The following is a 20,659-nucleotide window of genomic DNA, read 5'->3' on the forward strand; positions in this document are numbered from 1 at the left end:
ACAAACAACTGACATGTCAGCAAATCAACCAGGAGGCGCTTCGGTGAGCCAACTTAACTCTTCGCCGGAAACAAGGCTGGCGGCACTGGAAGCGCGTCTGCAGCAGGATCTCGCGTGGCTGGATTTGCCGGCAAAATCCTGGGTGCCGTCCCTGACGCTTGATGGCGAACCAGTGCTGGATGTGGCGATCATCGGCGGCGGCCAGGCCGGCATGGCTGCGGCGGTGTCGCTGAACCACCTGGGGATTAACGCGGTGATTTTCGATCAGTCGCCAGCCGGTTTCGAGGGGCCGTGGGCGACCACGGCACGGATGGAAACCCTGCGCTCACCGAAAAAACTCACCGGCCCGGCGCTAGGGTTTGCCGCACTGACTTTCCGCGCCTGGTACGAGGCGCAGTTCGGGCTGGAAGCCTGGGAGGCGCTGGACAAGATTCCACGCCTGCAATGGATGGATTACCTGCGCTGGTACCGGCGCGTCATGGCGCTTGAAGTGCGCAACGAACATCGCGTCGAGGCCATACTGCCGCGCGGCGACGGTGTGGTGGAGCTGCGTATCTTCACGCCCGCCGGTGTTTCAACGGTGTTGGCGCGGCGAGTGGTGCTGGCCACCGGTCGCGATGGCTTGGGCGGAGCGCATCTGCCGCCGCTGGCCTCGAATTTGCCACGCCAGCGCTGGGCGCATTCTGCCGACGACCTGGATTACACGTCTTTGGCCGGCCTGCGTGTAGGCGTGATCGGCGCCGGCGCTTCGGCGATGGACAGCGCGGCGACGGCATTGGAAGCGGGCGCCGCCAAGGTCGACCTGCTAATCCGTCGCAAGGAATTTCCACGTGTCAATAAAGGCAAGGGCGCCGGCAATCCGGGCCTGACCAACGGCCATCTGTATTTACCTGATGAATGGAAGTGGCGCATCCGTCACTACATCAATGTCCAGCAGACGCCGCCACCCAGCGCCAGCGTGCAGCGGGTATCCAGATCTCCTAACGCACGTTTCATCTTTGGTGCGGCGATCAACGATATTACCGTCGGCGAAACCGGCATGCGGGTGGCAACCACCCGCGGCGTGTTCGATCTCGATTTCCTGATTTTCTCGACCGGCTTCCGCATCGACTGGACCGAACGGCCTGAATTTTCCACCATTGCGCCGCACATCCGTAACTGGAGCGACCGTTATACGCCGCCACCTGGCGACGAAGACGAGGAGCTGGCGGATTCTCCCGATCTGGGTGCGGCGTTCGAATTTCAGCAAAAGAAACCAGGCGACTTGCCCGGCCTGGAACGCATCCATTGCTTCTGCTATCCGGCCGCGCTCAGCCACGGCAGCCTGTCCGGCGATATCCCGGCGATCAGCGACGGCGCACAGCGGCTGGCACAGGGCATTGCTGCTTTACTGTATCGCGAAAACATCGACGCCCACTACCGGAATATCCAGACCTACGACGAACCGGAACTGATGGGCGACGAATGGACAGCGGCCGAGCCGGCGCCGGAGGAACGGCAATGACCGGTGCGATCTTGCGTAGCCTGCTGCAGGCGCTGATGGTGGTATTGCTGATGACGGTGATCGTCTTTTTCGGCTTGCACATGATCGGCAATCCGGTCGACATCCTGATCGGCCAGGATGTAGATCAGGTCGACCGCTTGCGCATCATCCACCAGCTTGGGCTGGATCAGCCGATCTGGCGCCAGTACCTGAGCTTTCTGAATGGCGCGGTGCATGGCAACCTGGGCAACAGCTTCGTCTACAACGAACCGGCGATCATGCTGATTTTCCAGCGGCTGCCGGCAACCCTGGAGCTGGCTTTCGCGGCGCTGATCATGGCGGTGGTGATCGGCATTCCACTTGGCTTGCTGGCTGGCCTGTTCCCTGGCCATCCTTTGTCGAAGATGATAATGACCGGCAGTATCCTGGGCTTTTCCCTGCCGACTTTCTGGATCGGCCTGATGTTGATCATGGCCTTCAGCGTCACGCTCGGCTGGCTGCCTTCCGGTGGCCGCGGTGCAACGGCGACGTTGTTCGGCGTCAAATGGTCATGGCTGACTGCCGACGGCTTGCGTCACCTGATCTTGCCGGCGCTGAATCTGTCGCTATTCAAGATTTCACTGGTGATCCGGCTGACGCGGGCCAATGTGCGCGAGGTGCTGCCGATGGATTTCGTCAAATTCGCCCGCGCCAAAGGCTTGTCGCCGCTGCGGGTGGTGCTGTCGTATGTGTTGCGTAACACCATGATTCCGCTGGTGACCGTACTCGGTCTGGAGCTGGGATCGACCATCGCCTTCGCTGTCGTGACCGAGAGCATTTTCGCCTGGCCCGGCGCCGGCAAGCTGATCCTGGATAGCATCAATGCGCTCGACCGGCCGGTCATCGTGGCTTATATGATGGTGATTGTCTGCCTGTTCGTCATGCTTAACCTGCTGGTTGATGTGTTGTACAAGCTGCTGGATCCGCGTGTGCGGGTGGAGCTCAAGGCATGAGCGCGTCGACCAAAGAAGTATCGCAAGCGTTGCCGGACGCGCTGGACAAGATACAAGTGCTGACTGTGGCGCCACCGCGCCGTGAATCGCCATGGCGTCGCATCGTCCGCGATTTCCTGTCGTCGAAGTCGGCCATGCTGGGGTTGTCGGTGGCGTTGGCATTGATGATTGCGGCACTGGCCGCACCCTGGCTGACACCGCAAAACCCCTATGACCTGATGCAGCTGGATGTGCTGGATGCGCGTCTGCCGCCCGGCACCGCCAACGGCCTCGGCACGTTTACCTATTGGCTGGGCACCGACGGCCAGGGCCGCGACCTGTATTCCGGTATCCTCTACGGCTTGCGCATCAGCGTCGGCATCGGTGTCGGTTCGGCCTTGATTGCCGGTGTGATCGGCACCCTGGTCGGTTTGCTGGCAGCCTATGCCGGCGGCAAGGTCGATACCTTGCTGATGCGTCTGGCCGACCTGGTACTGTCGTTCCCTTCAATATTAGTATCGATGCTGATCCTGGCCTATCTGGGCAAGGGCATCATCAATGTGATGGCGACGCTGGTGGTGCTGGAGTGGGCGTACTACGCCCGCACCGCGCGCGGCCAGGCACTGGTCGAGCGGCAAAAGGAATATGTCGAAGCCGCGCGTGGACTGGGCATCTCCGGCTGGCGCATCATGGTGCACCACATCTTGCCGAACTGCCTGCCGCCGCTGATCGTGGTCGGCACCTTGCAGATTGCTCGCGCCATCATGCTGGAAGCTACGCTGAGCTTTCTCGGCCTGGGCGTTCCGATTACCCAGCCATCGCTGGGGCTGTTGATCGCCAACGGCTATCAATACATGCTGGCAGGCGAATACTGGATCAGCTTCTATCCGGGCATCGCCTTGCTGATCGTGATTGTCGCCATCAACCTGGTCGGCGACCGCTTGCGCGACGTGATGAATCCGAGGTGGCAAAAATGAGCACGCCGCCGACACTGGAAGTGCGCAACCTGCGCACCCATTTTTTTACCCGCGAAGGCGTGCTGCCGGCGGTCGACGATGTGTCGTTACGTCTGGAGCGCGGCCGCATCCTGGGCCTGGTCGGTGAATCCGGCTCGGGCAAGACCGTTACCGGTTTCTCCATATTGGGCTTGCTGGATCCGCCTGGGCGCGTGGTTGGCGGCCAGATACTGTTCCAGGGACAGGATCTGCTGACATTGGATAAGCGCGCATTGCGCCAGCTGCAAGGCAACCGCATCGCGATGATTTTCCAGGATCCGATGATGACGCTCAACCCGGTGCTGCGGGTCGAGGCGCAAATGATCGACGCCGTACTGGCGCACAGCAAGTGCACCAAGGCGCAGGCGTGGGAGTTGGCACGCGAGACCTTGGGCATGATGGGCATCGCCAGCCCGGAAGAGGGGCTGCGCGCCTATCCGCATCAGCTATCCGGCGGCATGCGCCAGCGGGTGGCGATTGCGATTGCCATGCTGCACAAGCCGGACCTGATCATCGCTGACGAACCGACCACGGCGCTGGACGTGACTATCCAGGCGCAGATTTTGTCCGAAGTACAAAACCTGGCACGCCAGCACGGCACGGCGCTGATCTGGATTACCCATGACCTTTCGGTGGTAGCCGGTTTGGCCGATGAGGTCGCCGTCATGTATTCGGGCCGCATTGTGGAACAAGGCAAGGTATCGGAGGTGCTGGACCAGCCGTTGCATCCTTATACGCAGGGACTGATCGGCAGCCTTCCTAGCAATAACCGGCGCGGCCAACGCTTACGTCAAATTCCTGGCATGTCGCCGAATCTGCTGCACCTGACATCGGCCTGCGCGTTCGCCGCGCGTTGTGAACGCGCCAGCGAGCTCTGCCTGCAGCGTCCTGAAACCACCGAGCCGGTCAGCGGCCATCTGTTGCGCTGTTTCCACCCGGCGCTGGCGACAGCAGCAGATACGCTGGCAACCACCGCGGAGCAACATTATGGATAAACAGACACCGTTGGTAGAAACCAGACTCGTTGGCAAGCGCTTCGGCGAACGCAAGCCGCGGCCGTTTGAATCTGCACTGCAGGCGCGCGGCTGGATGCGGCCCGCCGCCGTGACTCAAGCTCTGGATGCCATCGATTTGCATGTCATGCCCGGCGAGGTAGTCGGCCTGGTAGGTGAATCCGGTTGCGGCAAATCGACGCTGGGACGTATCGTCAGCGGTTTGCTGCCGCCGTCGGCGGGGCAGGTGCTGGTTGACGGCGAAGATCGCCACGGCTTAAGCGCGCGCAGCGAACACGACGCCCGGTTGAAGATACAGATGATTTTCCAGAATCCCTACGCCAGCCTGAATCCGCGGCTGCGGGTCGATCAGATCGTCGGCGAAGCGGCGTTGATCCATGGCAAGGTCGATCGCGCAGGGCTTGACGATTATGTTTGCGCCCAACTACAGCGCGCCGGCCTCGATCCGCAACTGCGCGACCGTTACCCGCATCAGTTCAGCGGTGGCCAGCGCCAGCGTATCGGCATCGCCCGCGCTTTGGCGGTGCAACCGCAGATGCTGGTGTGCGACGAAGCGGTGGCGGCGCTGGATGTGTCAATCCAGGCGCAGATCCTGAATCTGTTCATGGATCTGCGCGAGCAGCTGGGATTGACTTATCTGTTCATCAGCCATGACCTGGGCGTGGTCGAGCATGTCTCGGACCGGGTCGTGATCATGTATCTGGGCCGAATTGTCGAGGCAGCGCCGGTCGATGACTTGTTTGCGCGTCCTAATCATCCGTACACCCAGGCCTTGCTGGCCGAAGTGCCGCGGCTGCAGGCGCGCAACAAGCTGTTTACTGCGATCAAGGGTGAAATTCCGAGCCCCTTGCATCCGCCATCCGGCTGCCACTTTCATCCGCGCTGTCCACATGCCATGCAACGTTGCCGCGAACAAGTGCCGATCTTGAAAGAAATCGCGCTCGGACACCGCAGCGCCTGTCATTTGAACGATGTGTGAGACGTGACCGATCAACCGATTACTCCCATGAATACCAACCGAGGACGATGCAAATGAAAAAAACGCTTCTTTCCAGCCTGCTGGCCGTCACTTTGCTGGCTGCAGCCGCCAGCGCTCAAACTCAGGCACAGACGCTGAATATCGCTTTCGCCGATCCCTTGTCGTCGCTCGATCCGCAACTCAATAATCATGCCGGCGACCGTTCCGTCGACCTGCATTTCTGGGATCTGCTGGTAGAAAACAATTACAACAAGCTGCAACCCGGTCTGGCCGTGAGCTGGAAGAATATCGATCCCAAGACTTGGGAGTTCAAGCTGCGCAATAACGTCAAGTGGCAGGATGGCACGCCGTTTACTGCTGCCGACGTGATTTTCTCGTATCAGCGCGCACGTAGTGTGCCGGGTAGCGTGGCGACTTTCGCCGGTTACTTGCGCACGGTCGAATCGGTGACCGCCAAGGATCCGTTGACGTTGATTATCAAGACCAACATCCCTAATCCCGATCTGCCGCTGAACCTGGCGTCGGTGCATATCGTCAGTAAGCATATCGGTGAAAAATCCAGCACCGAGAATTACAACAGCGGCGTTGCCGAGGTCGGCACCGGCCCGTATAAATTCGTTGCCTACACGCCGGGTGACCGTGTCGTCATGGAGCGCAGCAACGACTATTGGGGCGCCAAGCCAATATGGGAAAAGGTTAACTACCGCTACATCAATAATGCCGCTGCACGCACCGCGGCATTGCTGTCCGGCGATGTCGACGTGATCGACAAGGTCTCGGTATCGGACCTGGCCAAGCTCAAGCAGTCGCCGAACGTCAGGGTTTTTCCTTATAACGGTTTGCGCGTATTGCTGTTGCAACCTAGTTTCCATCAGGGCGCCAATCCATACATCACCGATAACAACGGCAAGCCGCTGGAAAAGAATCCGTTGCTCGACGTTCGCGTGCGGCAAGCCATGACGCTGGCGATCAATCGCAAGGCGCTGGTCGACCGTATCCTGCAAGGTGCGGCTACCGAAGCCAATCAATGGATGCCGGCCGATACCTTCGGCTACAACCCGGACATCAAGAACATTCCCAACGATGTCAATCAAGCCAAAAAACTGCTGGCCGAGGCTGGCTTTCCGCAAGGCTTCAAGCTGACTATCCATGTGCCTAACGACCGTTATCCGCAAGCGCCGGAAACCGCCCAGGCGATTGCCCAGTTCTGGACCCGTGTCGGCATCAAGACCCAGGTTGAAGTCTTGCCTTGGTCATCTTACGCGGCGCGCGCCAACAAGAACGAATTCGCAGTCAGCATGTTGGCATGGGGCAATGGCACCGGCGAAGCCAGCTATGCACTGGTGAATGTACTGGCGACCGTGGATGGCAAAAAGGGATTGGGCGCCTCGAACTGGGGCCATTACAGTAATCCGGCGATAGACAAGGCGCTTACCGATTCCACCGCCGAATTCGATACCGCCAAGCGCGAAGCGATCCTGCGCCAGGCGGCCAAGATCGTTTCCGACGATGCCGGCGTGATTCCGCTGTATCACTATCAGAATATCTGGGCGGCAAAAAAAGGCCTGAAAGTTACACCGGTCAGCAGCGATCGCACCACCGCCATGATGGTGACCCAGGACGGGAAGAAATAAGATGCTTGAACTAAGCGTCACGCCGTCTGACGACCTGATCGACGTTCCGCGCCGCATCGTCTTCAGCGGCGCTGTCCCTGGCGAACTGGTGGAGATCAGCAGCCGCACGCTGCGCGCGGGCATTTCCTGGCGCAGCCGTGCCCGCTTTGTAGCCGACGCCCAGGGGCAGGTGGATCTGACGCTGGCGGCAGCGGTCGACGGCGACTATCCGGGCGTTTCGGCGATGGGCTTGTTATGGTCGCAAGCGCCGGAGCAGGCCGGGCGCCGTGAAGTGTTCAACACCGATGTCCAGCAACCGCTCGTTACCGTCTTGCTTGCCACGGTGGCCGATGGCAGTGTCTCCGCCGAGCTGGTGCAACGCCTGTGCGGGGAAGGGGTGGTACGTCGCCCATTACGCGAAGAGGGGCTGGTCGGCACGTTGTTCCTGCCGGCCGGCGAGGGCCCGCATCCGGCAGTAATGATACTCAACGGCTCCGGCGGCGGCATCAACGAGGCACGCGCAGCTTTGTACGCATCGCGCGGTTATGCGGCTTTGGCGTTGGCGTATTTCAAGGCGCCCGGTCTGTCGGACTATATTTCCAACACACCTCTGGAATATTTTCAGAGAGGCCTCGACTGGATAAGGCGCAACGTCAAGCCTAAGTCGGATTTCGTCGCCATCAGCGGCCAGTCGCGTGGCGGCGAACTGGTATTGCTGCTCGGCGCCACCTTCCCGCAACAAGTGTCGGCGGTTCTGGCCTACGTGCCGAGTGCTTTGGTGCATAGCGGGCAAAACGCCGCCGATCCGGCAATCGGGCGCGAAGGGCCGACCTGGCTCCTGGGTGGCAAGCCTTTACCGCATCAATGGGAAAACAATCGCACCGCCAGCTGGCTGCCGTTCGACCAGGGCCCGCCGCCACATCGTCACACGCTGGCGATGCTAACTGCCTTGCAGGATGAGGAAGCGGTTCAGCGGGCACGTATCCCGGTGGAGAAACTCCAGGCGCCGGTATTGCTGCTGTCAGCCGGCGATGACGGTTCCTGGCCGTCCAGCGTGTATGCCCGTATGGTCAGAGACAAGCTGCAAGAGGTGGCGCATCCGTATCCGGTCGAATGGCAGGACTATCCGGATGGGGGGCATGCAATCCTGTTTCCGTACGTCCCGACCACCCAGCTGAGCTATGCCCACCCGGTCTCGGGACGGATCAGCACCGGTGGCGGCCAGCCGGCGCCAAATGCCGAAGCCGACCGCCATTCCTGGCAACAGGCACTGGCGTTCCTGCAACGCGCGGTCGCTGCGCACACATCTAAAAAGGAAAACTCATGACGACGCAAACATACGACATCGGAAATGATGTCATCGATCAGCTGGTCGGCTTGCAGCCGGGCAGCAGCACCCACGCTCTGCGCTATCAGCGCGAAAAGGTTGCCGTTGCGACGCAAGGTAGCTACGACACACTGTTCGATCCGGCATTGGCTGATATCGGCCTGGACGAACGGCTGCTGGTGGCGCTATATGCCTGCCGCCTCAGCGGTGCGAGCGATCTGGCAGGGCATTACCGCGAGCGGCTGGTGTCGCAGGCTGTAGATGTGCAGGAATTGACAGCCGCGTCGGAAGGGCAGCCGGAACAACTGCCGGCCGGCCGCATGCGCGCCATGCTGATCTATACGCGCGCGTTGACGCAACGTCCGGTCGAGGGTGATCAGGAAGCACTGAAGAGCTTACCCGCCGCCGGCATCAGCACGCCAGCAGTGGTGGCGCTGTCGCAACTGATTGCTTTCATTTCATATCAAGTGCGCGTGGTTGCCGGGTTGAAAGCCATGGAACTGGCCACGAAATTGGCCACACCGTCGTTGTCCAAGGAGCTCGCATGAACACGATCATCAAGTCGCATGGATTTACCAATGAAGTACTGGACTGGAAAGCATGGCTGGACGTGATCGATATCGAGAACGCCACCGCCGACCAGATCAAGGTGCTGGAAGAAAGTCATCCCAAGGCCAAAGTGTCGGACTATTACCTGTTCCTCGGCCACCAGCCGGATATCCTGCGCCAGCGTTCGGTGGCTTTCAATGCCATCATGTACGCGCCGGGCGGCATGTCGCGGGCCGAGCGCGAGCTGGGTGCGATGGTGGTCTCGCGTATCAACGGCTGCGTCTACTGCGCATCGGTCCACGCGCAACGCTTCGAGCAGCTGGCAAAACGTAACGACACCGTGCAACAGGTTTTCGACGATCCGTACCAAGCCGGAATCAATGCGCGCGAGCAGGCGATTTCGAAATTCTCAGCCGAACTCACCAATACGCCTGGCGAACTGAGTGCCGCCAACGTCCAGGCACTGCAAGAAGCTGGTTTGACCGAATTGGAAATCCTCGACCTGATTCACTCGGTGGCAATTTTTGCATGGGCCAACCGGTTGATGCTGAATCTGGGTGAGCCGGTGTTTCCAGCTTAAATTTTCGCATTAAAACAAATCTACGGCTGATCTCCCTTTGACTTTCAAACCGATCTCGTCAGTATCGACTTCATCGGTTTGAAACAAATCGGAGAAGTCGCAGCATTCCTGCGCCAGCATGATGATCGACGAAATGAAAACGCTTTTGCGCTCACCCCGGTAGAGGGCGACATAGGAAATCTCCGGTAGAGCGGGGGAGGTTTGCACAATTTCGAGTGCGCCTCGCTCTACCAAAGAACTCAGGCATTGCTCTGGCAGGTAGCTGACCCCCAGTCCCGATACCGTCAATCCGATCAGCGCAACCAGACTATTGCAACTGATTGAGTTGGCGGAAGAAATGGTCTGGGATTTGAACCAGCGGTCATAAATGATTCCGGTCCCCGACATATTGCCTTGCGTCAGGATCGTGTGTGACGCCAGTTCGTGCATTCGCAATACGCGCGATGTGGGCAGCAAACCAGGTTTGCACATCCAGACGCTCCTGACCATGGCCAACGGTATCAGGGAAAACCTGGCTTCCGCAAAAGCGTCGGGAGTGATGATGATATCGACTTCATCGGCCAATAACTTGTCGCGCAAATTTACACTCAGGTCGACATCGGGTTCGATCACCACTTTGGGGTAATGCGTACGGACCAGCCGCACCAAACGAGGGAGCCAGGTCATGGCAGTCAACTCGGTGACCCCAATCCGTAATCGTCTTTCCACGATCTCCGGCGTGCTGAACTGCTCGATCGCCAAATCCCGTTGCTCCAGCAGGCGCTTGGCGATGAGCAACATTTCTTCCCCTTTTTCCGATAATCGCGCCTGCCGGTAATTACGGTCGAACAGTTCTGTGCTGAGAGCCGATTCGAGTTCTTTTATGCGTTTGGATATCGCTGACTGCGTGGTGTTGAGATGCCTGGAGGCAGCTTCGAAACCACCTAGCTGCGCTATCCAGTAGATAGCTTCCAGTTGCTTGAAGGAAAACATGGCTATTCATCTCCTGTGTTTGATCACGTATATTAGATCACCATTGCATCACTTAAAGCGATGATAATTCATAATTAAATATCGCTTTTTTATATTATTGCGACATTCTATTATTCCCATATCGATAAACGCTTCGTGACAAGGAGCCCTGCGGGGGCGGGGACGCCTGGTTTATCTATTTGGCTTATTTAGTTAGCTTAATTGTTCGAATCATTTATCCACCATAAATCGACTTTAAACGGGAGACTTCATGTTTAACATCAAAAGCGCCACCTTGATTGCCACTGTTTTATCGGTTTTCAGCGCTTCGGCGTCAGCAGACCAACTTGCCGACATCAAGCAAAAGGGCACTCTCGTTTGCGGCACTCTCGGGACTGCTGAACCGTTTAGTTTCCCTAATCCGACTACCCGCGAGGTACAGGGTTACGACGTGGATTTTTGCAAGGCCGTTGCCAAGAACCTGGGCGTGAAACTTGAACTGAAGCTCATCTCCGTCGCCGCCCGTATCCCGGAACTCCAGCAAAACCGGGTCGACCTGCTTGCCGCCAATCTTGGCTGGACAGCGGAACGTGCTCAACAAATCGCCTATAGCGATAGCTATTACGTCAGCTTGACCAAGGTCGCCACGAAACGGTCCGATGGTTACAAGACGCCGTCAGACCTCGCCGGCAAGCGGGTCAGCGCACCCAAGGGCTCTACCTCTGAAATGGCAGTCCGGTCCGCCATCCCAACTGCTACAACAGTGACCTTCCAAGATCCGCCAGCCGCTTTTATGGCCATGCAGCAAGGCAAGGTCGATGGTTTTGCGGTCTCTGAATTGATGCTGCTCAAGTTCAAGCAACAGACTGAAACCACCACAACCCCGATCGACATCCTCGAACCAGCAGTGCTAAACGAGGCATGGGGGATCGGCATGCGTAAAGACGAGGCAGCGTTCATAAAGCAGGTAAACAGTACGCTTGAATCGATGGAGAAATCCGGTGAAGCGGCTCAGATCTTCGACAAGTGGCTTGGCGCTAACACACCGTACAAGCTGCACCGCGGCTTCAAAATCGCACCGATCAAGGGTTAATCCCGTACCTGGGGCAATCTCGCAATCATAGCGATCCCGCATTGCGGGATCGCTGCAGGTTATTTCATAAGGCCTCTTTTCCATGAACCTGAAGCTTGATTTTTCGATCTTGCTGGACGAAGCGTATCGGCGATGGATCGTTGAGGGTGTCAGTACGATGCTTCAGCTAACCGCTTTTGCGTGGGTGCTGGCAATGGCGCTCGGAACACTGTTGGCGCTGATCCGCATGACGCAAAACCGGTGGGCCGAGCGTGCTGTTTCAGTCTATGTGGAGTACCACCGCAACGTACCGATGCTGGTGCAGATATTCATATGGTATTTCGGCGTACCGACCTTGCTGCCTCTCTCCGTCCAGCACTGGATTAACGCCCAGCACAGCGAATTCATTTTCGCGTTCATCGCCGTTGGCACCTGCATGGCGGCTTACATGTCCGAAGATATCCGAAGCGGGATTCGCTCCATACCGAAATCGCAGCTGGAAGCTTCACGCGCGTTGGGATTGAGTTATCTGAAAGCGTTTCGCCTGATCATCCTGCCGCAAGCAGTGCGTATTGCGTTGCCGACGCTGATCAGCCACACCGTGCTGTTGTTCAAGAATACCAGCCTGGCAATGGCCATCGGCGTCGCCGAGCTGACTTATGCCACACGCGAAATTGAAGCCCAGTCGTTCAAGACTGTCGAAATCTATATTGTGGCTACTTCCATCTATCTCGCGATATCGCTGTTGATCATGGCAGCTGGCGCAGGACTTCAACATCACTACCGCATCAAGGCCAGGTAATCATGACCGACATTTTCGACATCTTGCGCGACAACTGGCTTTTGCTGCTTATCGGGCAGTACCCCAACGGACCTCTCGGCGGCCTGGCAATTACGCTGATCCTGTCGATTGCGGGACTGGCGCTGGCGTTCCCGATCAGCATCCTGCTGGCGATCGCTCGCGTCAGCCCCATCCGATGGATCCGCCTGCCCGCCACGGTCGTGGTGTACGTGGTGCGTGGGGTTCCCTTGGTCATGTTCATCTTTTGGGTGTATTTTTTTGTGCCTTTGCTGATTGGCAGGACGGTCAGCGGCTTTACCACGATGCTGGTGACGCTGGTCATCTATCAGGCTGCCTACCTTGCCGAAGTCATTCGTGCAGGCATTGAAGGATTGCCGAAAGGACAGTCCGAGGCATCAATGGCGCTTGGCATGAGCTACATGCAAACCACCGTGAAAATTATTTTGCCGCAGGCGCTCTACAACATGGTGCCGGCGATGGTGAGCCAGTTTGTTTCCACCATTAAGGAAACCTCTCTAGGTTATGTCATCAGTGTCAACGAGCTGACCTTTGCTGCCAATCAGGTCAACTCTACTTTGCTGACCAAGCCGTTCCCGGTATTCATGCTGCTGGCGCTGATCTATTTCTTGCTGTGCTTCACGCTGTCGCAGTTCGCGCATTTCCTGGAAAAGCGCATCACCAATAAACGTGCAGGCATCGGCAGCAAAAAATTGGCCGCACAAGACGCCAGTCTCGTGATGGCGCAAGCAATCGAATGATGGATCTTGAAACTGGAATATTTCAATCATGTCAATTATGACCTCCAACAACAGCAACAGTGACCGTGACCGTGACAGCATGGCGAAAATGATCACTTTCGACTGCGTAAACAAGTGGTACGGCTCTTATCACGCGCTCGCGGATGTCTCGGCCGAAGTCGCAAAGGGCGAAGTGGTTGTTGTTTGCGGCCCGTCGGGCTCCGGCAAATCAACGTTGATACGTACCGTGAACCGGCTGGAAGAGATTCAAAAGGGAAAGATTGTCTTTGACGGACAAGATATCTACGTCCCGAAACTCGACCTGAACCACTTTCGTGCGCGGGTTGGCTTTGTGTTCCAGAGTTTTAATCTTTTTCCGCATCTGTCCGTCCTCGACAACATTGTTATGGCGCCAGTCAATGTGCTCGGCACAAAGCGCGCGCAAGCCCGAAGCCACGCCTTCGAACTGCTGGAACGCGTTGGCCTGACGGCGAAGGCCGATGCTTTTCCGGGCCAACTCTCCGGCGGCCAGCAGCAACGGGTTGCGATTGCCCGCGCGCTGGCCATGAATCCACCGGCCATGTTGTTTGACGAGCCCACCAGCGCACTCGATCCGGAAATGGTGGGTGAAGTGCTGCAGGTGATGAAGAGCCTGGCGCGCGACGGCATGACGATGATCTGCGTCACGCATGAGATGGGGTTCGCGCGCGAAGTTGCCGACCACGTCTGGTTCATGGATCAAGGCCGGCTGATTGAAACCGGAACACCTGAAGATTTCTTTTTGCGGCCGCAAAGCGAGCGCGCTCAGAAATTTCTGTCTGATCTGCGCTCTCACTAAAGACTCATTCCAGCACAAAAGATCAGGCGCAATCGACGCTTATCGAAAATTGTATTTGAATCAGGTCGCCGCAATGCCGGATCGACCGCTTTTTAAAAGGAAATGTTGGCCATGGATTTGAACCAGGGAGTATTTTTTTCGGATGAGTTGATGCAGGAAATAAAGAGCCGGTTCCACTATGTCGATAGTGATCCCGACAACCGTGAACGGCTCTATTTTGACAATGCCGGCGGTTCCTTCCGACTCAAGAAAGCCGTTGAACAATTTGCCAAGGCAGACTCGATTCCAGACAACCCTGAACGGATTCACCAGACTGCGTTGTCCCTGCAGAAAATGCAGGCAGCCGGAACCGCGGATGTCAGGACGATCCTGAACGCCACCGGCGGTAGCATTTATTCCTCCCTGACGGCATCCGCAGCGATGTTCGACATGGTCAGGGCGGTCGCAGAAAATGTCAGCGGCACCAATATGGTGACCACCGTGCTGGAGCACCCGTCGGCATTTGATGCGATGACGTTCTACGCCAAAAAGCTTGGCAAGGAACTTCGCGTCGCCAAGAGCAATCCGGTTACTGGTGGCGTGGACGTCGACGAGATCGCAAAATTGATAGATCGGGATACATGTCTCTTGAACGTGATGTATGCCTCCAATATCTCTGGCGCCAAGTTCGATATCGAAAATATCGTCAAAACGGCGCGTCGGATCAATCCTGATTTATTTATTCTGGTGGATGCGGTACAGCATGCTCCCCATGGCGTAATCGACCTGCAGCAAACTCCGGTCGATGGCATCAACATCGCTCCCTACAAGTTCTTTGGTTGCCGCGGATCAGGCATTTCATGGTTATCTGACCGAGCGTCGGTATTGCCACACCATAAATTGGGCGGCAAGAAGGAAAATTTCTGGGATCTTGGCAGCGCGGCCCCTTGGCAGTTTTCCGTTGTTACCGAAATCGTCGATTACGTGTGCTGGCTCGGCGGAAAATTTACCGATAGCGATGAAAGGCGTGCACTTTTCGTGAGCGGGATTAACCAGATTGCGCTGCACGAGAGGGCTCTGCTGTCGAGAATGCTCAACGGCACTGCTGAAACCGCCGGCCTGCGCCGCTTGAACGGCGTCAAGGTATTCCTGGACTATGAAGATCTGGCAAAACGCGATTTGATCGTTGCCATCGGCATTGACAACCTGGATCACACCCAGGCCGTCAGGGAATATGAAAAGAGGGGAGTTATCGTTTATGAACGCGCATCGTCGAGTATCTATTCAAAGCGGATGCTTGAATCGTTCGATATGGATGGCGCCGTGCGGATATCGCCGCTGCACTGCAATTCAGCGCAAGACATCGATAAATTTCTTCAGGTAACAGCGCAATTACGTAAGGCGTCCTGATCTCGATCGGACACAACTGCGGAGACGGTCGATTCAGGTCGGCCGCTTGCGTGGTTTCGCGTCGATCTTGCCGCCCCGCAGCGCCGCGACGACGGCATCCACCAACGGGTTATTTCGCGCCGTGCTCCAAGCCATCGCGGTTGTCACCACACTCACATTTTCCTTGAGTGGGCGTATCACTACATTCTCTGGCGCCAGCTTTTTCAATGCAGACGGCACCAGCGCGATACCTTGGCCGCAGCCGACAAACGCGATCTGAGAGGCCACAGTGCGAACTTCGTGAACGATACGGGGAGAAAATCCGCAAGCACGGCAAGACGCCACCAGGCTGTCGAAATACACCGGGCTAACCTGGCGCGAGAAGATGACAAAATCTTCTTCCGCCAGCGACGCCAGCCGGATGCGCGGCATGCCAGCCATCGCATGGGATCGAGGCAGCGCCACCGCCAGGCGATCCTGCATCAATGGCAAGGATTGGATTGTCGCCCCCAGGTCGCCTTCCAGCCGGGCAAAGGCCAGATCGACATCGCCGGCTTCGAGCGCCGGAATCGCATCGACGCTATCGATCTCTTTGACGGACACCGTGAGCTGCGGGTAGTCAGCCTTCAGGTTTTCAATCAACGGCGGCAAAACATCCATCATTGCCGACGTGATAGCGCCAATGGTCAGCACTCCGGTGTGACCGGTAGTAGCTTCGCGCACCGCCAGTTCAAGCCGTTCCAGCTGCTCGGCAAATTTCCGTACCGCGGGCAAGATGGCCGCTCCTACCGGTGTCAGCTGCGCTCCGCGCCGCGAGCGCTCGAAGAGTTTCACCTTTAAAGCCTGCTCCAGAACCTGAATCTGTTCGGTAAGCGGCGGTTGCGACATGCCAAGGCGTTTGGCTGCCCGTCCAAAGTGTTTTTCCTCGGCGACGGCCAGAAATAGCCACAGATGACGGATAAGCCGGAAATTGATCATGTCTGCTCGTTATATTCGATAGGTTTAGCGTATCAAACCATTCCACTCTTCGGAATTTACATATCGAACTCTAAGCCCGAAAGTAGCGGCAACGCAACCACATTTCGGAACTGACATGACTGCCGCCACCTTGCTTGACCGCCTCGCCACGCTGGACACCAATACGGTGTCGGATACCCTGGATTTCCTCAACCTTCCCGGTGCGACCTTCGGCCTGCGCCCGCTGTGGAATTGTCCGAAGATCGTCGGCCGTGCCAGCACAATTCAACTGGGGCCAAAGACAGGTTCGCAGCCGACTGTGCATCTTATTTCTCCGGTTATCGCAGAAATCCAGTCAGACGACCGCATCCTGGTCATCGCCGGCGACGTCGACGGCATCTCCTGCTGGGGCGACATCCTGGCCAACGCGGCACAGTACAAGCAGATTCGCGGCTCGGTGATCGATGGCTTGAGCCGCGATATCGATGGCAGCGAGTCCATCGGTTACCCGCTGTTCGGACGCGGCGTCACCATGATCAGCGCCCGCAACCGGGTAGTGCAACTGTCCTCCGGACAAGCAATTAGCGTCGCTGGAGTGACAGTACACGAGGACGATTATGTCATCGCCGACAACTGCGGCACCGTGTTCGTGCCGGCCGCACATATCGAAGAGGTGATCGCATTGGGTGAACGCATCGCTCATCGTCAGGACGGCATGGTGCAGGCAGTTCGCGCGGGACGTTCGGTGGCAGACGTGATGCACGACAAAGAATTCAACGCCATCAAGGAAGGAAACAAACAATGAATCACGAAGATCAAGAATTGGTCGCTCTGTTCGACGGTCTGGACACTCCCGGCGTTTCGGACGCCCTGGACAAGCTCGGCCTGCCTGGTCAATGCCTTGGCATTGCACCGCTCGATAACTACTCAAAAGTCGTGGTCGGCCCGGCGTTCACGGTCAAATATGTTCCAGCTAGCACGCCGGCGGGCACGGTTGGCGACTTCATCGAAGATGTCGCTGCCGGCGATGTAGTGGTAATCGATAACGGCGGCCGCACCGACTGCACCGTATGGGGCGACATCATGACTCAGTACGCGGGCGTCAGGCAGATAGGTGGCACGGTCATCGACGGCGTTTGCCGCGATGTAAACAAGGCACTGGGCGACGCTTATCCGATATTCAGCAAAGGCCGTTTCATGCGCACCGGCAAAGACCGGGTCCAGGTCGAAGCAATCAATGTCCCCGTAGCCATCGGCACTGCACGGGTGTGCGCGCGTGACATCGTGATCGCCGACGCCAATGGTGTAGTCGTCGTTCCGCGTGATCGTGCGCGCGAAGTGGCAACGGTAGCACGCCAGATCGAGACAGTCGAAGCGGAAATCCGGACGCAACTGTCTCAGGGAAAAACACTCAAGGCGGCACGCGAGGCCTTGGGTTATCACACACTGCAAAGGAAAGCGTCATGAATACCAAGCCATCGTTGCCGGCATTACCGGAGGATTTCGCGGCGCGGGCGCGTGTGCTCGGCAGCTCCACACTCTACGAGGCCTCGGGCCTGTCATGCTCGGTGGATCCGTTGGTGCGCAGTATCTGGACCGGCGCCTTCATCGCGGCACCTGCTTACCCGCTGGTTTGCTCGCCGGGTGACAACCTGTCCATCCACATTGCCATGGAACGCGTGCCGCGCGGCTGGGTTCTGGTTGTCGGGACCGGTAATTTTGTGGCTGGTTACTGGGGAGAGGTACTCACCGTCGCCGCCGAGGCTGCCGGTGTGGTCGGCCTGGTGATCGATGGCGGCGTACGCGACGTGGCTGCCATGACGAAGCGGCGTTTTCCGGTCTTTGCGCGCGGTATCTCGGTGCGCGGTACCGTGAAGGCCAGTGCGCCTTCGGTCGGAGAATCCACAATGTTCACCGGCGTGCCGGTCGTCCCAGGCGACCTGGTGGTGGCAGATGACGACGGTGTGATCATCATACCGGCGACCGAAGCGGAACGTACGATCACTGCTGGAGAAGCGCGTCTCGCGAAGGAAGCCGAGATGATGCGGCAACTCGCCCAAGGCGCCAGCACGCTGGAATTGATGAATTTGACCGAATGGAGAAAACAGCCATGAGCAAGAATCTTGAACGCTTGAATGCCAATCTGGCTAAGGCACAGCCGTCGGCCACCTATCGTATGATGGACAGGGTCGCCGCGCGCCGTGCGGCGGGCGCCAAAATCATTTCGCTCAGCGCCGGCGAACCGGATTTCAACACGCCGGCACACATCTGCGACGCTGCGGTGGCGGCGATTCGCGCCGGACACACCCGATATACACAGGTCGCCGGCATGCGTGCACTGCGTGAAGCCGTGGCGGCTAAATTTCGTACCGAAAACGGTCTCGATGTCAGCTGGCAAGATACTATCGTCTGCAGCGGTGGCAAACAGGTTATCTACAATGCATTGGCAGCCACCCTCAATGAAGGCGATGAGGTGATCGTGCCTGCGCCGTATTGGGTCAGTTATCCGGAAATGGTCCAGTTGTGCGGTGCGAATCCGGTTATCGTGGCCTGCGGCGAGGATAGCGGCTTCAAATTGACGCCACAAGCATTGGCGGCGGCAATCAATCCGCGCACACGCTGGCTGATGCTCAACTCCCCGTCGAACCCGACCGGTGCAGTCTATAGCCGCGATGAACTGGCGGCGCTGGCCGATGTGCTGCTGGCCCACCCGCATGTGCTGGTGCTGTCAGACGACATCTACGAGCATCTGATTTTCGATAATGCAGATTTTCATACTATCGCCCAAATCGAGCCGCGCCTGCGGCCGCAAACGCTGACAATGAACGGTGTCTCCAAAGCGTACGCCATGACCGGCTGGCGCATCGGATTCGGGACCGGGCCGCGCTGGCTGCTCGATGCAATGGAAAAATTGCAAGGGCAGCAAACTTCGGGCGCCAGCTCGATCTCGCAGCACGCGGCGCTGGCCGCATTGACGGGGCCACAGAAATTCATCAGTGTGAGCAGGGCGGTATTCGAACAGCGGCGCGACCTGATGGTACAGCTGCTTAACGACACTCCAGGTTTGAAGTGTGTAGTACCTGGTGGTGCGTTCTACGCCTTTGCCTCGTGTGCTGGTCTGATCGGACACAGGACGCCAGCAGGTACGTTATTGAATACGGACGAGGATGTTGCCCACGCCTTGCTGGATGAGGCCGACGTGGCTGTTGTACACGGCAGCGCGTTTGGCCTGGCGCCGTACATCCGCATCGCATACGCGCTCGACAACGACTCGCTGCGTGAGGCATGTCAGGCTATCACGCGTTTCTGTCGATCGCTTAGTGCCGAGCATGGTGATGAGTCGATTTGAAGAACAGCAAAGCTTGCAGCATCGTTTGGGTTAAGACTGGACTCAGGCTTGAAGATAAACCTGAGGCCAATTGGACTGGACTTGCTAATTGTTTGTCAGCCAAGTTGCTGATATAACCCGGTAACGCCATCCATTACCTCCAGTATCCGTTCGCTTGTGGTGGCGACGTTGATCGCATATTGCTGATGGTTTCTTTGATCTCCGCTTTGACGCAATGCGCCGTCAAAGAACATCCATTGCTGTTGCGCCAGGAGCAGTTCGTCGCGGATCCTTGCCGTGTTGCCGGATGAACTGTTCAGGATTTGCATGCCGGCGGTGAACTCCTTGCGCGCCTGCTCCAGTTTGCCCATGGCATCGGCCGGCGCCACATCCCATTGCAGCGCCTGATAAAATTTAGCCATTCTTTGCGACAGCATGCGTTGGCGTCCAGAGATGTTTACCAATTGTCCGCTTGTGCTGCCGGAATATTTTTCCAGTTGTACCGTGGCAGTTTGCGCCATCGCGAGTAGCTCTTCATTGATGGCCATGATGTTTCTGGCGTCTTGCTGATTAGGCGTTTTCCCGACCAGTACCTGTTTGTAGCTAAGCCAGGTTTTCTCCATTTCGGCCAATACCAGCTTGTTATCGTTAGTTGGCGCAAAAGTGCGGAGCTCGGCAAGCTGACGTTCAAACAGGTTAAGAGAGGTATCCAGGATTTTCCTGGAGCGCTCGGCATCGATCGTTTGTCCTAGCTGCAAATAGGCCTTGGCCAAACGCTGCGACAGCATCCTTTGTCGTCCCGACTTGTTGATGGCGTCGTTGATGTTGAGAATCTGCGCCAACGTATAGGAAAACACGCCCAGGCTACCGGCTATGACAATCGTCTTGCCAAGAAAACTTCTTCTATCCATTTTTGCTGCTCCCCGTTATTAATTGATGTTTGTTTCCAAGTTGCAAATTTCATGCCTGATTTCAGTCACCAAAATGGGGCGTGCAATCATCAGATGGCTGCGGCTTGTTACAAATTATTTGCACTTGCCAGTTTACTTTTCCTTGATTTAAACTACACTGTGTAGTGTAATAAATATTTGGTACC

21 protein-coding genes are annotated in these 20,659 nt (G+C 57.4%); 18 read left to right on the forward strand and 3 right to left on the reverse strand.

The window, feature by feature from the left end:
- The first annotated feature begins 13 nt into the window (after positions 1-13).
- Genes BM205_RS00120 through BM205_RS00160 form a run of 9 tightly spaced genes read left to right on the forward strand, consistent with a single transcriptional unit; the run spans position 14 to position 9,510 of the window.
- Positions 14-1,504: a flavin-containing monooxygenase gene (locus tag BM205_RS00120; RefSeq protein WP_092411658.1), complete on the forward strand. Its 1,491-nt coding sequence runs from the start codon at positions 14-16 to the stop codon at positions 1,502-1,504.
- Positions 1,501-2,475 carry an ABC transporter permease gene (locus BM205_RS00125; protein ID WP_092411659.1) on the forward strand — a complete coding sequence of 325 codons (975 nt, stop codon included), beginning with the start codon at positions 1,501-1,503 and terminating at the stop codon, positions 2,473-2,475. Before BM205_RS00120 ends, BM205_RS00125 begins: the two co-directional genes overlap by 4 nt.
- The gene (locus BM205_RS00130; protein WP_254783666.1) at positions 2,472-3,431 is read left to right on the forward strand and encodes an ABC transporter permease; all 960 of its coding nucleotides are present in this window, start codon (positions 2,472-2,474) and stop codon (positions 3,429-3,431) included. Before BM205_RS00125 ends, BM205_RS00130 begins: the two co-directional genes overlap by 4 nt.
- Positions 3,428-4,444, forward strand: a complete 1,017-nt coding sequence (locus tag BM205_RS00135) for an ABC transporter ATP-binding protein (protein WP_092411660.1) — start codon at positions 3,428-3,430, stop codon at positions 4,442-4,444. The genes BM205_RS00130 and BM205_RS00135 overlap by 4 nt, the downstream gene beginning before the upstream one ends.
- Entirely contained in the window at positions 4,437-5,441 is a 1,005-nt protein-coding gene (locus BM205_RS00140; RefSeq protein ID WP_092411661.1) for an ABC transporter ATP-binding protein, read from the forward strand. The genes BM205_RS00135 and BM205_RS00140 overlap by 8 nt, the downstream gene beginning before the upstream one ends.
- A gap of 53 nt (positions 5,442-5,494) precedes the next feature.
- Positions 5,495-7,075 (forward strand): ABC transporter substrate-binding protein, encoded by a 1,581-nt coding sequence (locus tag BM205_RS00145; RefSeq protein ID WP_092412586.1) that lies wholly within the window; start codon positions 5,495-5,497, stop codon positions 7,073-7,075.
- Between the two features lies 1 nt (position 7,076).
- A complete protein-coding gene (locus BM205_RS00150; protein ID WP_092411662.1) occupies positions 7,077-8,381 on the forward strand; it encodes an acyl-CoA thioesterase/bile acid-CoA:amino acid N-acyltransferase family protein in 1,305 nt (434 codons plus the stop codon).
- Positions 8,378-8,929 carry a CMD domain protein gene (locus tag BM205_RS00155; protein ID WP_092411663.1) on the forward strand — a complete coding sequence of 184 codons (552 nt, stop codon included), beginning with the start codon at positions 8,378-8,380 and terminating at the stop codon, positions 8,927-8,929. Before BM205_RS00150 ends, BM205_RS00155 begins: the two co-directional genes overlap by 4 nt.
- Positions 8,926-9,510, forward strand: coding sequence for a peroxidase-related enzyme (locus BM205_RS00160; RefSeq protein WP_092411664.1), 585 nt, complete (start codon positions 8,926-8,928; stop codon positions 9,508-9,510). Before BM205_RS00155 ends, BM205_RS00160 begins: the two co-directional genes overlap by 4 nt.
- 9 nt (positions 9,511-9,519) lie before the next feature.
- On the opposite strand, the gene BM205_RS00165 is transcribed toward BM205_RS00160, so the two are convergent.
- Positions 9,520-10,482, reverse strand: coding sequence for a LysR family transcriptional regulator (locus tag BM205_RS00165; protein WP_092411665.1), 963 nt, complete (start codon positions 10,480-10,482; stop codon positions 9,520-9,522).
- Positions 10,483-10,732: 250 nt separating this feature from the next.
- Here BM205_RS00165 and BM205_RS00170 point away from each other — a divergent pair, with 250 nt between their 5' ends.
- The 5 genes from BM205_RS00170 (at position 10,733) to BM205_RS00190 (ending at position 15,299) form a co-directional block, all read left to right on the forward strand.
- Positions 10,733-11,554 carry an ABC transporter substrate-binding protein gene (locus tag BM205_RS00170; RefSeq protein ID WP_092411666.1) on the forward strand — a complete coding sequence of 274 codons (822 nt, stop codon included), beginning with the start codon at positions 10,733-10,735 and terminating at the stop codon, positions 11,552-11,554.
- Between the two features lie 82 nt (positions 11,555-11,636).
- Positions 11,637-12,335: an amino acid ABC transporter permease gene (locus BM205_RS00175; protein WP_092411667.1), complete on the forward strand. Its 699-nt coding sequence runs from the start codon at positions 11,637-11,639 to the stop codon at positions 12,333-12,335.
- A 2-nt stretch (positions 12,336-12,337) separates the two neighbouring features.
- The gene (locus BM205_RS00180; RefSeq protein ID WP_092411668.1) at positions 12,338-13,093 is read left to right on the forward strand and encodes an amino acid ABC transporter permease; all 756 of its coding nucleotides are present in this window, start codon (positions 12,338-12,340) and stop codon (positions 13,091-13,093) included.
- An 88-nt stretch (positions 13,094-13,181) separates the two neighbouring features.
- A complete protein-coding gene (locus tag BM205_RS00185; protein WP_092412588.1) occupies positions 13,182-13,910 on the forward strand; it encodes an amino acid ABC transporter ATP-binding protein in 729 nt (242 codons plus the stop codon).
- A 111-nt stretch (positions 13,911-14,021) separates the two neighbouring features.
- Positions 14,022-15,299 carry an aminotransferase class V-fold PLP-dependent enzyme gene (locus BM205_RS00190; RefSeq protein ID WP_092411669.1) on the forward strand — a complete coding sequence of 426 codons (1,278 nt, stop codon included), beginning with the start codon at positions 14,022-14,024 and terminating at the stop codon, positions 15,297-15,299.
- Positions 15,300-15,332: 33 nt separating this feature from the next.
- Here BM205_RS00190 and BM205_RS00195 read toward each other — a convergent pair whose 3' ends face one another.
- On the reverse strand, positions 15,333-16,256 hold the full coding sequence (locus BM205_RS00195) for a LysR family transcriptional regulator (protein WP_092411670.1): 924 nt from the start codon (positions 16,254-16,256) through the stop codon (positions 15,333-15,335).
- 115 nt (positions 16,257-16,371) lie between these two features.
- On the opposite strand from BM205_RS00195, the gene BM205_RS00200 reads away from it, so the two are divergent.
- Genes BM205_RS00200 through BM205_RS00215 form a run of 4 tightly spaced genes read left to right on the forward strand, consistent with a single transcriptional unit; the run spans position 16,372 to position 19,584 of the window.
- Positions 16,372-17,040 carry an RraA family protein gene (locus BM205_RS00200; protein WP_092411671.1) on the forward strand — a complete coding sequence of 223 codons (669 nt, stop codon included), beginning with the start codon at positions 16,372-16,374 and terminating at the stop codon, positions 17,038-17,040.
- A complete protein-coding gene (locus BM205_RS00205) occupies positions 17,037-17,702 on the forward strand; it encodes an RraA family protein (RefSeq protein ID WP_092411672.1) in 666 nt (221 codons plus the stop codon). The genes BM205_RS00200 and BM205_RS00205 overlap by 4 nt, the downstream gene beginning before the upstream one ends.
- Positions 17,699-18,349 carry an RraA family protein gene (locus tag BM205_RS00210; protein WP_092411673.1) on the forward strand — a complete coding sequence of 217 codons (651 nt, stop codon included), beginning with the start codon at positions 17,699-17,701 and terminating at the stop codon, positions 18,347-18,349. Before BM205_RS00205 ends, BM205_RS00210 begins: the two co-directional genes overlap by 4 nt.
- Entirely contained in the window at positions 18,346-19,584 is a 1,239-nt protein-coding gene (locus tag BM205_RS00215) for a pyridoxal phosphate-dependent aminotransferase (protein ID WP_092411674.1), read from the forward strand. The genes BM205_RS00210 and BM205_RS00215 overlap by 4 nt, the downstream gene beginning before the upstream one ends.
- Positions 19,585-19,679: 95 nt before the next feature.
- Here the strand turns inward: BM205_RS00215 and BM205_RS00220 are convergent, their stop codons facing one another.
- A complete protein-coding gene (locus BM205_RS00220) occupies positions 19,680-20,474 on the reverse strand; it encodes a type IV pili methyl-accepting chemotaxis transducer N-terminal domain-containing protein (RefSeq protein WP_092411675.1) in 795 nt (264 codons plus the stop codon).
- Positions 20,475-20,659: the final 185 nt, after the last annotated feature.

This window comes from Collimonas sp. OK307 (assembly GCF_900113705.1).
Lineage (GTDB): Bacteria > Pseudomonadota > Gammaproteobacteria > Burkholderiales > Burkholderiaceae_D > Collimonas.

What these genes read in the sequence shown, in the direction of transcription:
- BM205_RS00220 (WP_092411675.1), bottom strand. Translation starts at nt 20,474, where the DNA reads ATGGATAGAAGAAGTTTTCTTGGCAAGACGATTGTCATAGCCGGTAGC.
- BM205_RS00150 (WP_092411662.1), top strand. Translation starts at nt 7,077, where the DNA reads ATGCTTGAACTAAGCGTCACGCCGTCTGACGACCTGATCGACGTTCCG.
- BM205_RS00140 (WP_092411661.1), top strand. Translation starts at nt 4,437, where the DNA reads ATGGATAAACAGACACCGTTGGTAGAAACCAGACTCGTTGGCAAGCGC.
- BM205_RS00180 (WP_092411668.1), top strand. Translation starts at nt 12,338, where the DNA reads ATGACCGACATTTTCGACATCTTGCGCGACAACTGGCTTTTGCTGCTT.
- BM205_RS00160 (WP_092411664.1), top strand. Translation starts at nt 8,926, where the DNA reads ATGAACACGATCATCAAGTCGCATGGATTTACCAATGAAGTACTGGAC.
- BM205_RS00210 (WP_092411673.1), top strand. Translation starts at nt 17,699, where the DNA reads ATGAATACCAAGCCATCGTTGCCGGCATTACCGGAGGATTTCGCGGCG.
- BM205_RS00125 (WP_092411659.1), top strand. Translation starts at nt 1,501, where the DNA reads ATGACCGGTGCGATCTTGCGTAGCCTGCTGCAGGCGCTGATGGTGGTA.
- BM205_RS00175 (WP_092411667.1), top strand. Translation starts at nt 11,637, where the DNA reads ATGAACCTGAAGCTTGATTTTTCGATCTTGCTGGACGAAGCGTATCGG.
- BM205_RS00185 (WP_092412588.1), top strand. Translation starts at nt 13,182, where the DNA reads ATGATCACTTTCGACTGCGTAAACAAGTGGTACGGCTCTTATCACGCG.
- BM205_RS00155 (WP_092411663.1), top strand. Translation starts at nt 8,378, where the DNA reads ATGACGACGCAAACATACGACATCGGAAATGATGTCATCGATCAGCTG.
- BM205_RS00130 (WP_254783666.1), top strand. Translation starts at nt 2,472, where the DNA reads ATGAGCGCGTCGACCAAAGAAGTATCGCAAGCGTTGCCGGACGCGCTG.
- BM205_RS00120 (WP_092411658.1), top strand. Translation starts at nt 14, where the DNA reads ATGTCAGCAAATCAACCAGGAGGCGCTTCGGTGAGCCAACTTAACTCT.
- BM205_RS00170 (WP_092411666.1), top strand. Translation starts at nt 10,733, where the DNA reads ATGTTTAACATCAAAAGCGCCACCTTGATTGCCACTGTTTTATCGGTT.
- BM205_RS00200 (WP_092411671.1), top strand. Translation starts at nt 16,372, where the DNA reads ATGACTGCCGCCACCTTGCTTGACCGCCTCGCCACGCTGGACACCAAT.
- BM205_RS00215 (WP_092411674.1), top strand. Translation starts at nt 18,346, where the DNA reads ATGAGCAAGAATCTTGAACGCTTGAATGCCAATCTGGCTAAGGCACAG.
- BM205_RS00145 (WP_092412586.1), top strand. Translation starts at nt 5,495, where the DNA reads ATGAAAAAAACGCTTCTTTCCAGCCTGCTGGCCGTCACTTTGCTGGCT.
- BM205_RS00190 (WP_092411669.1), top strand. Translation starts at nt 14,022, where the DNA reads ATGGATTTGAACCAGGGAGTATTTTTTTCGGATGAGTTGATGCAGGAA.
- BM205_RS00135 (WP_092411660.1), top strand. Translation starts at nt 3,428, where the DNA reads ATGAGCACGCCGCCGACACTGGAAGTGCGCAACCTGCGCACCCATTTT.
- BM205_RS00165 (WP_092411665.1), bottom strand. Translation starts at nt 10,482, where the DNA reads ATGTTTTCCTTCAAGCAACTGGAAGCTATCTACTGGATAGCGCAGCTA.
- BM205_RS00195 (WP_092411670.1), bottom strand. Translation starts at nt 16,256, where the DNA reads ATGATCAATTTCCGGCTTATCCGTCATCTGTGGCTATTTCTGGCCGTC.
- BM205_RS00205 (WP_092411672.1), top strand. Translation starts at nt 17,037, where the DNA reads ATGAATCACGAAGATCAAGAATTGGTCGCTCTGTTCGACGGTCTGGAC.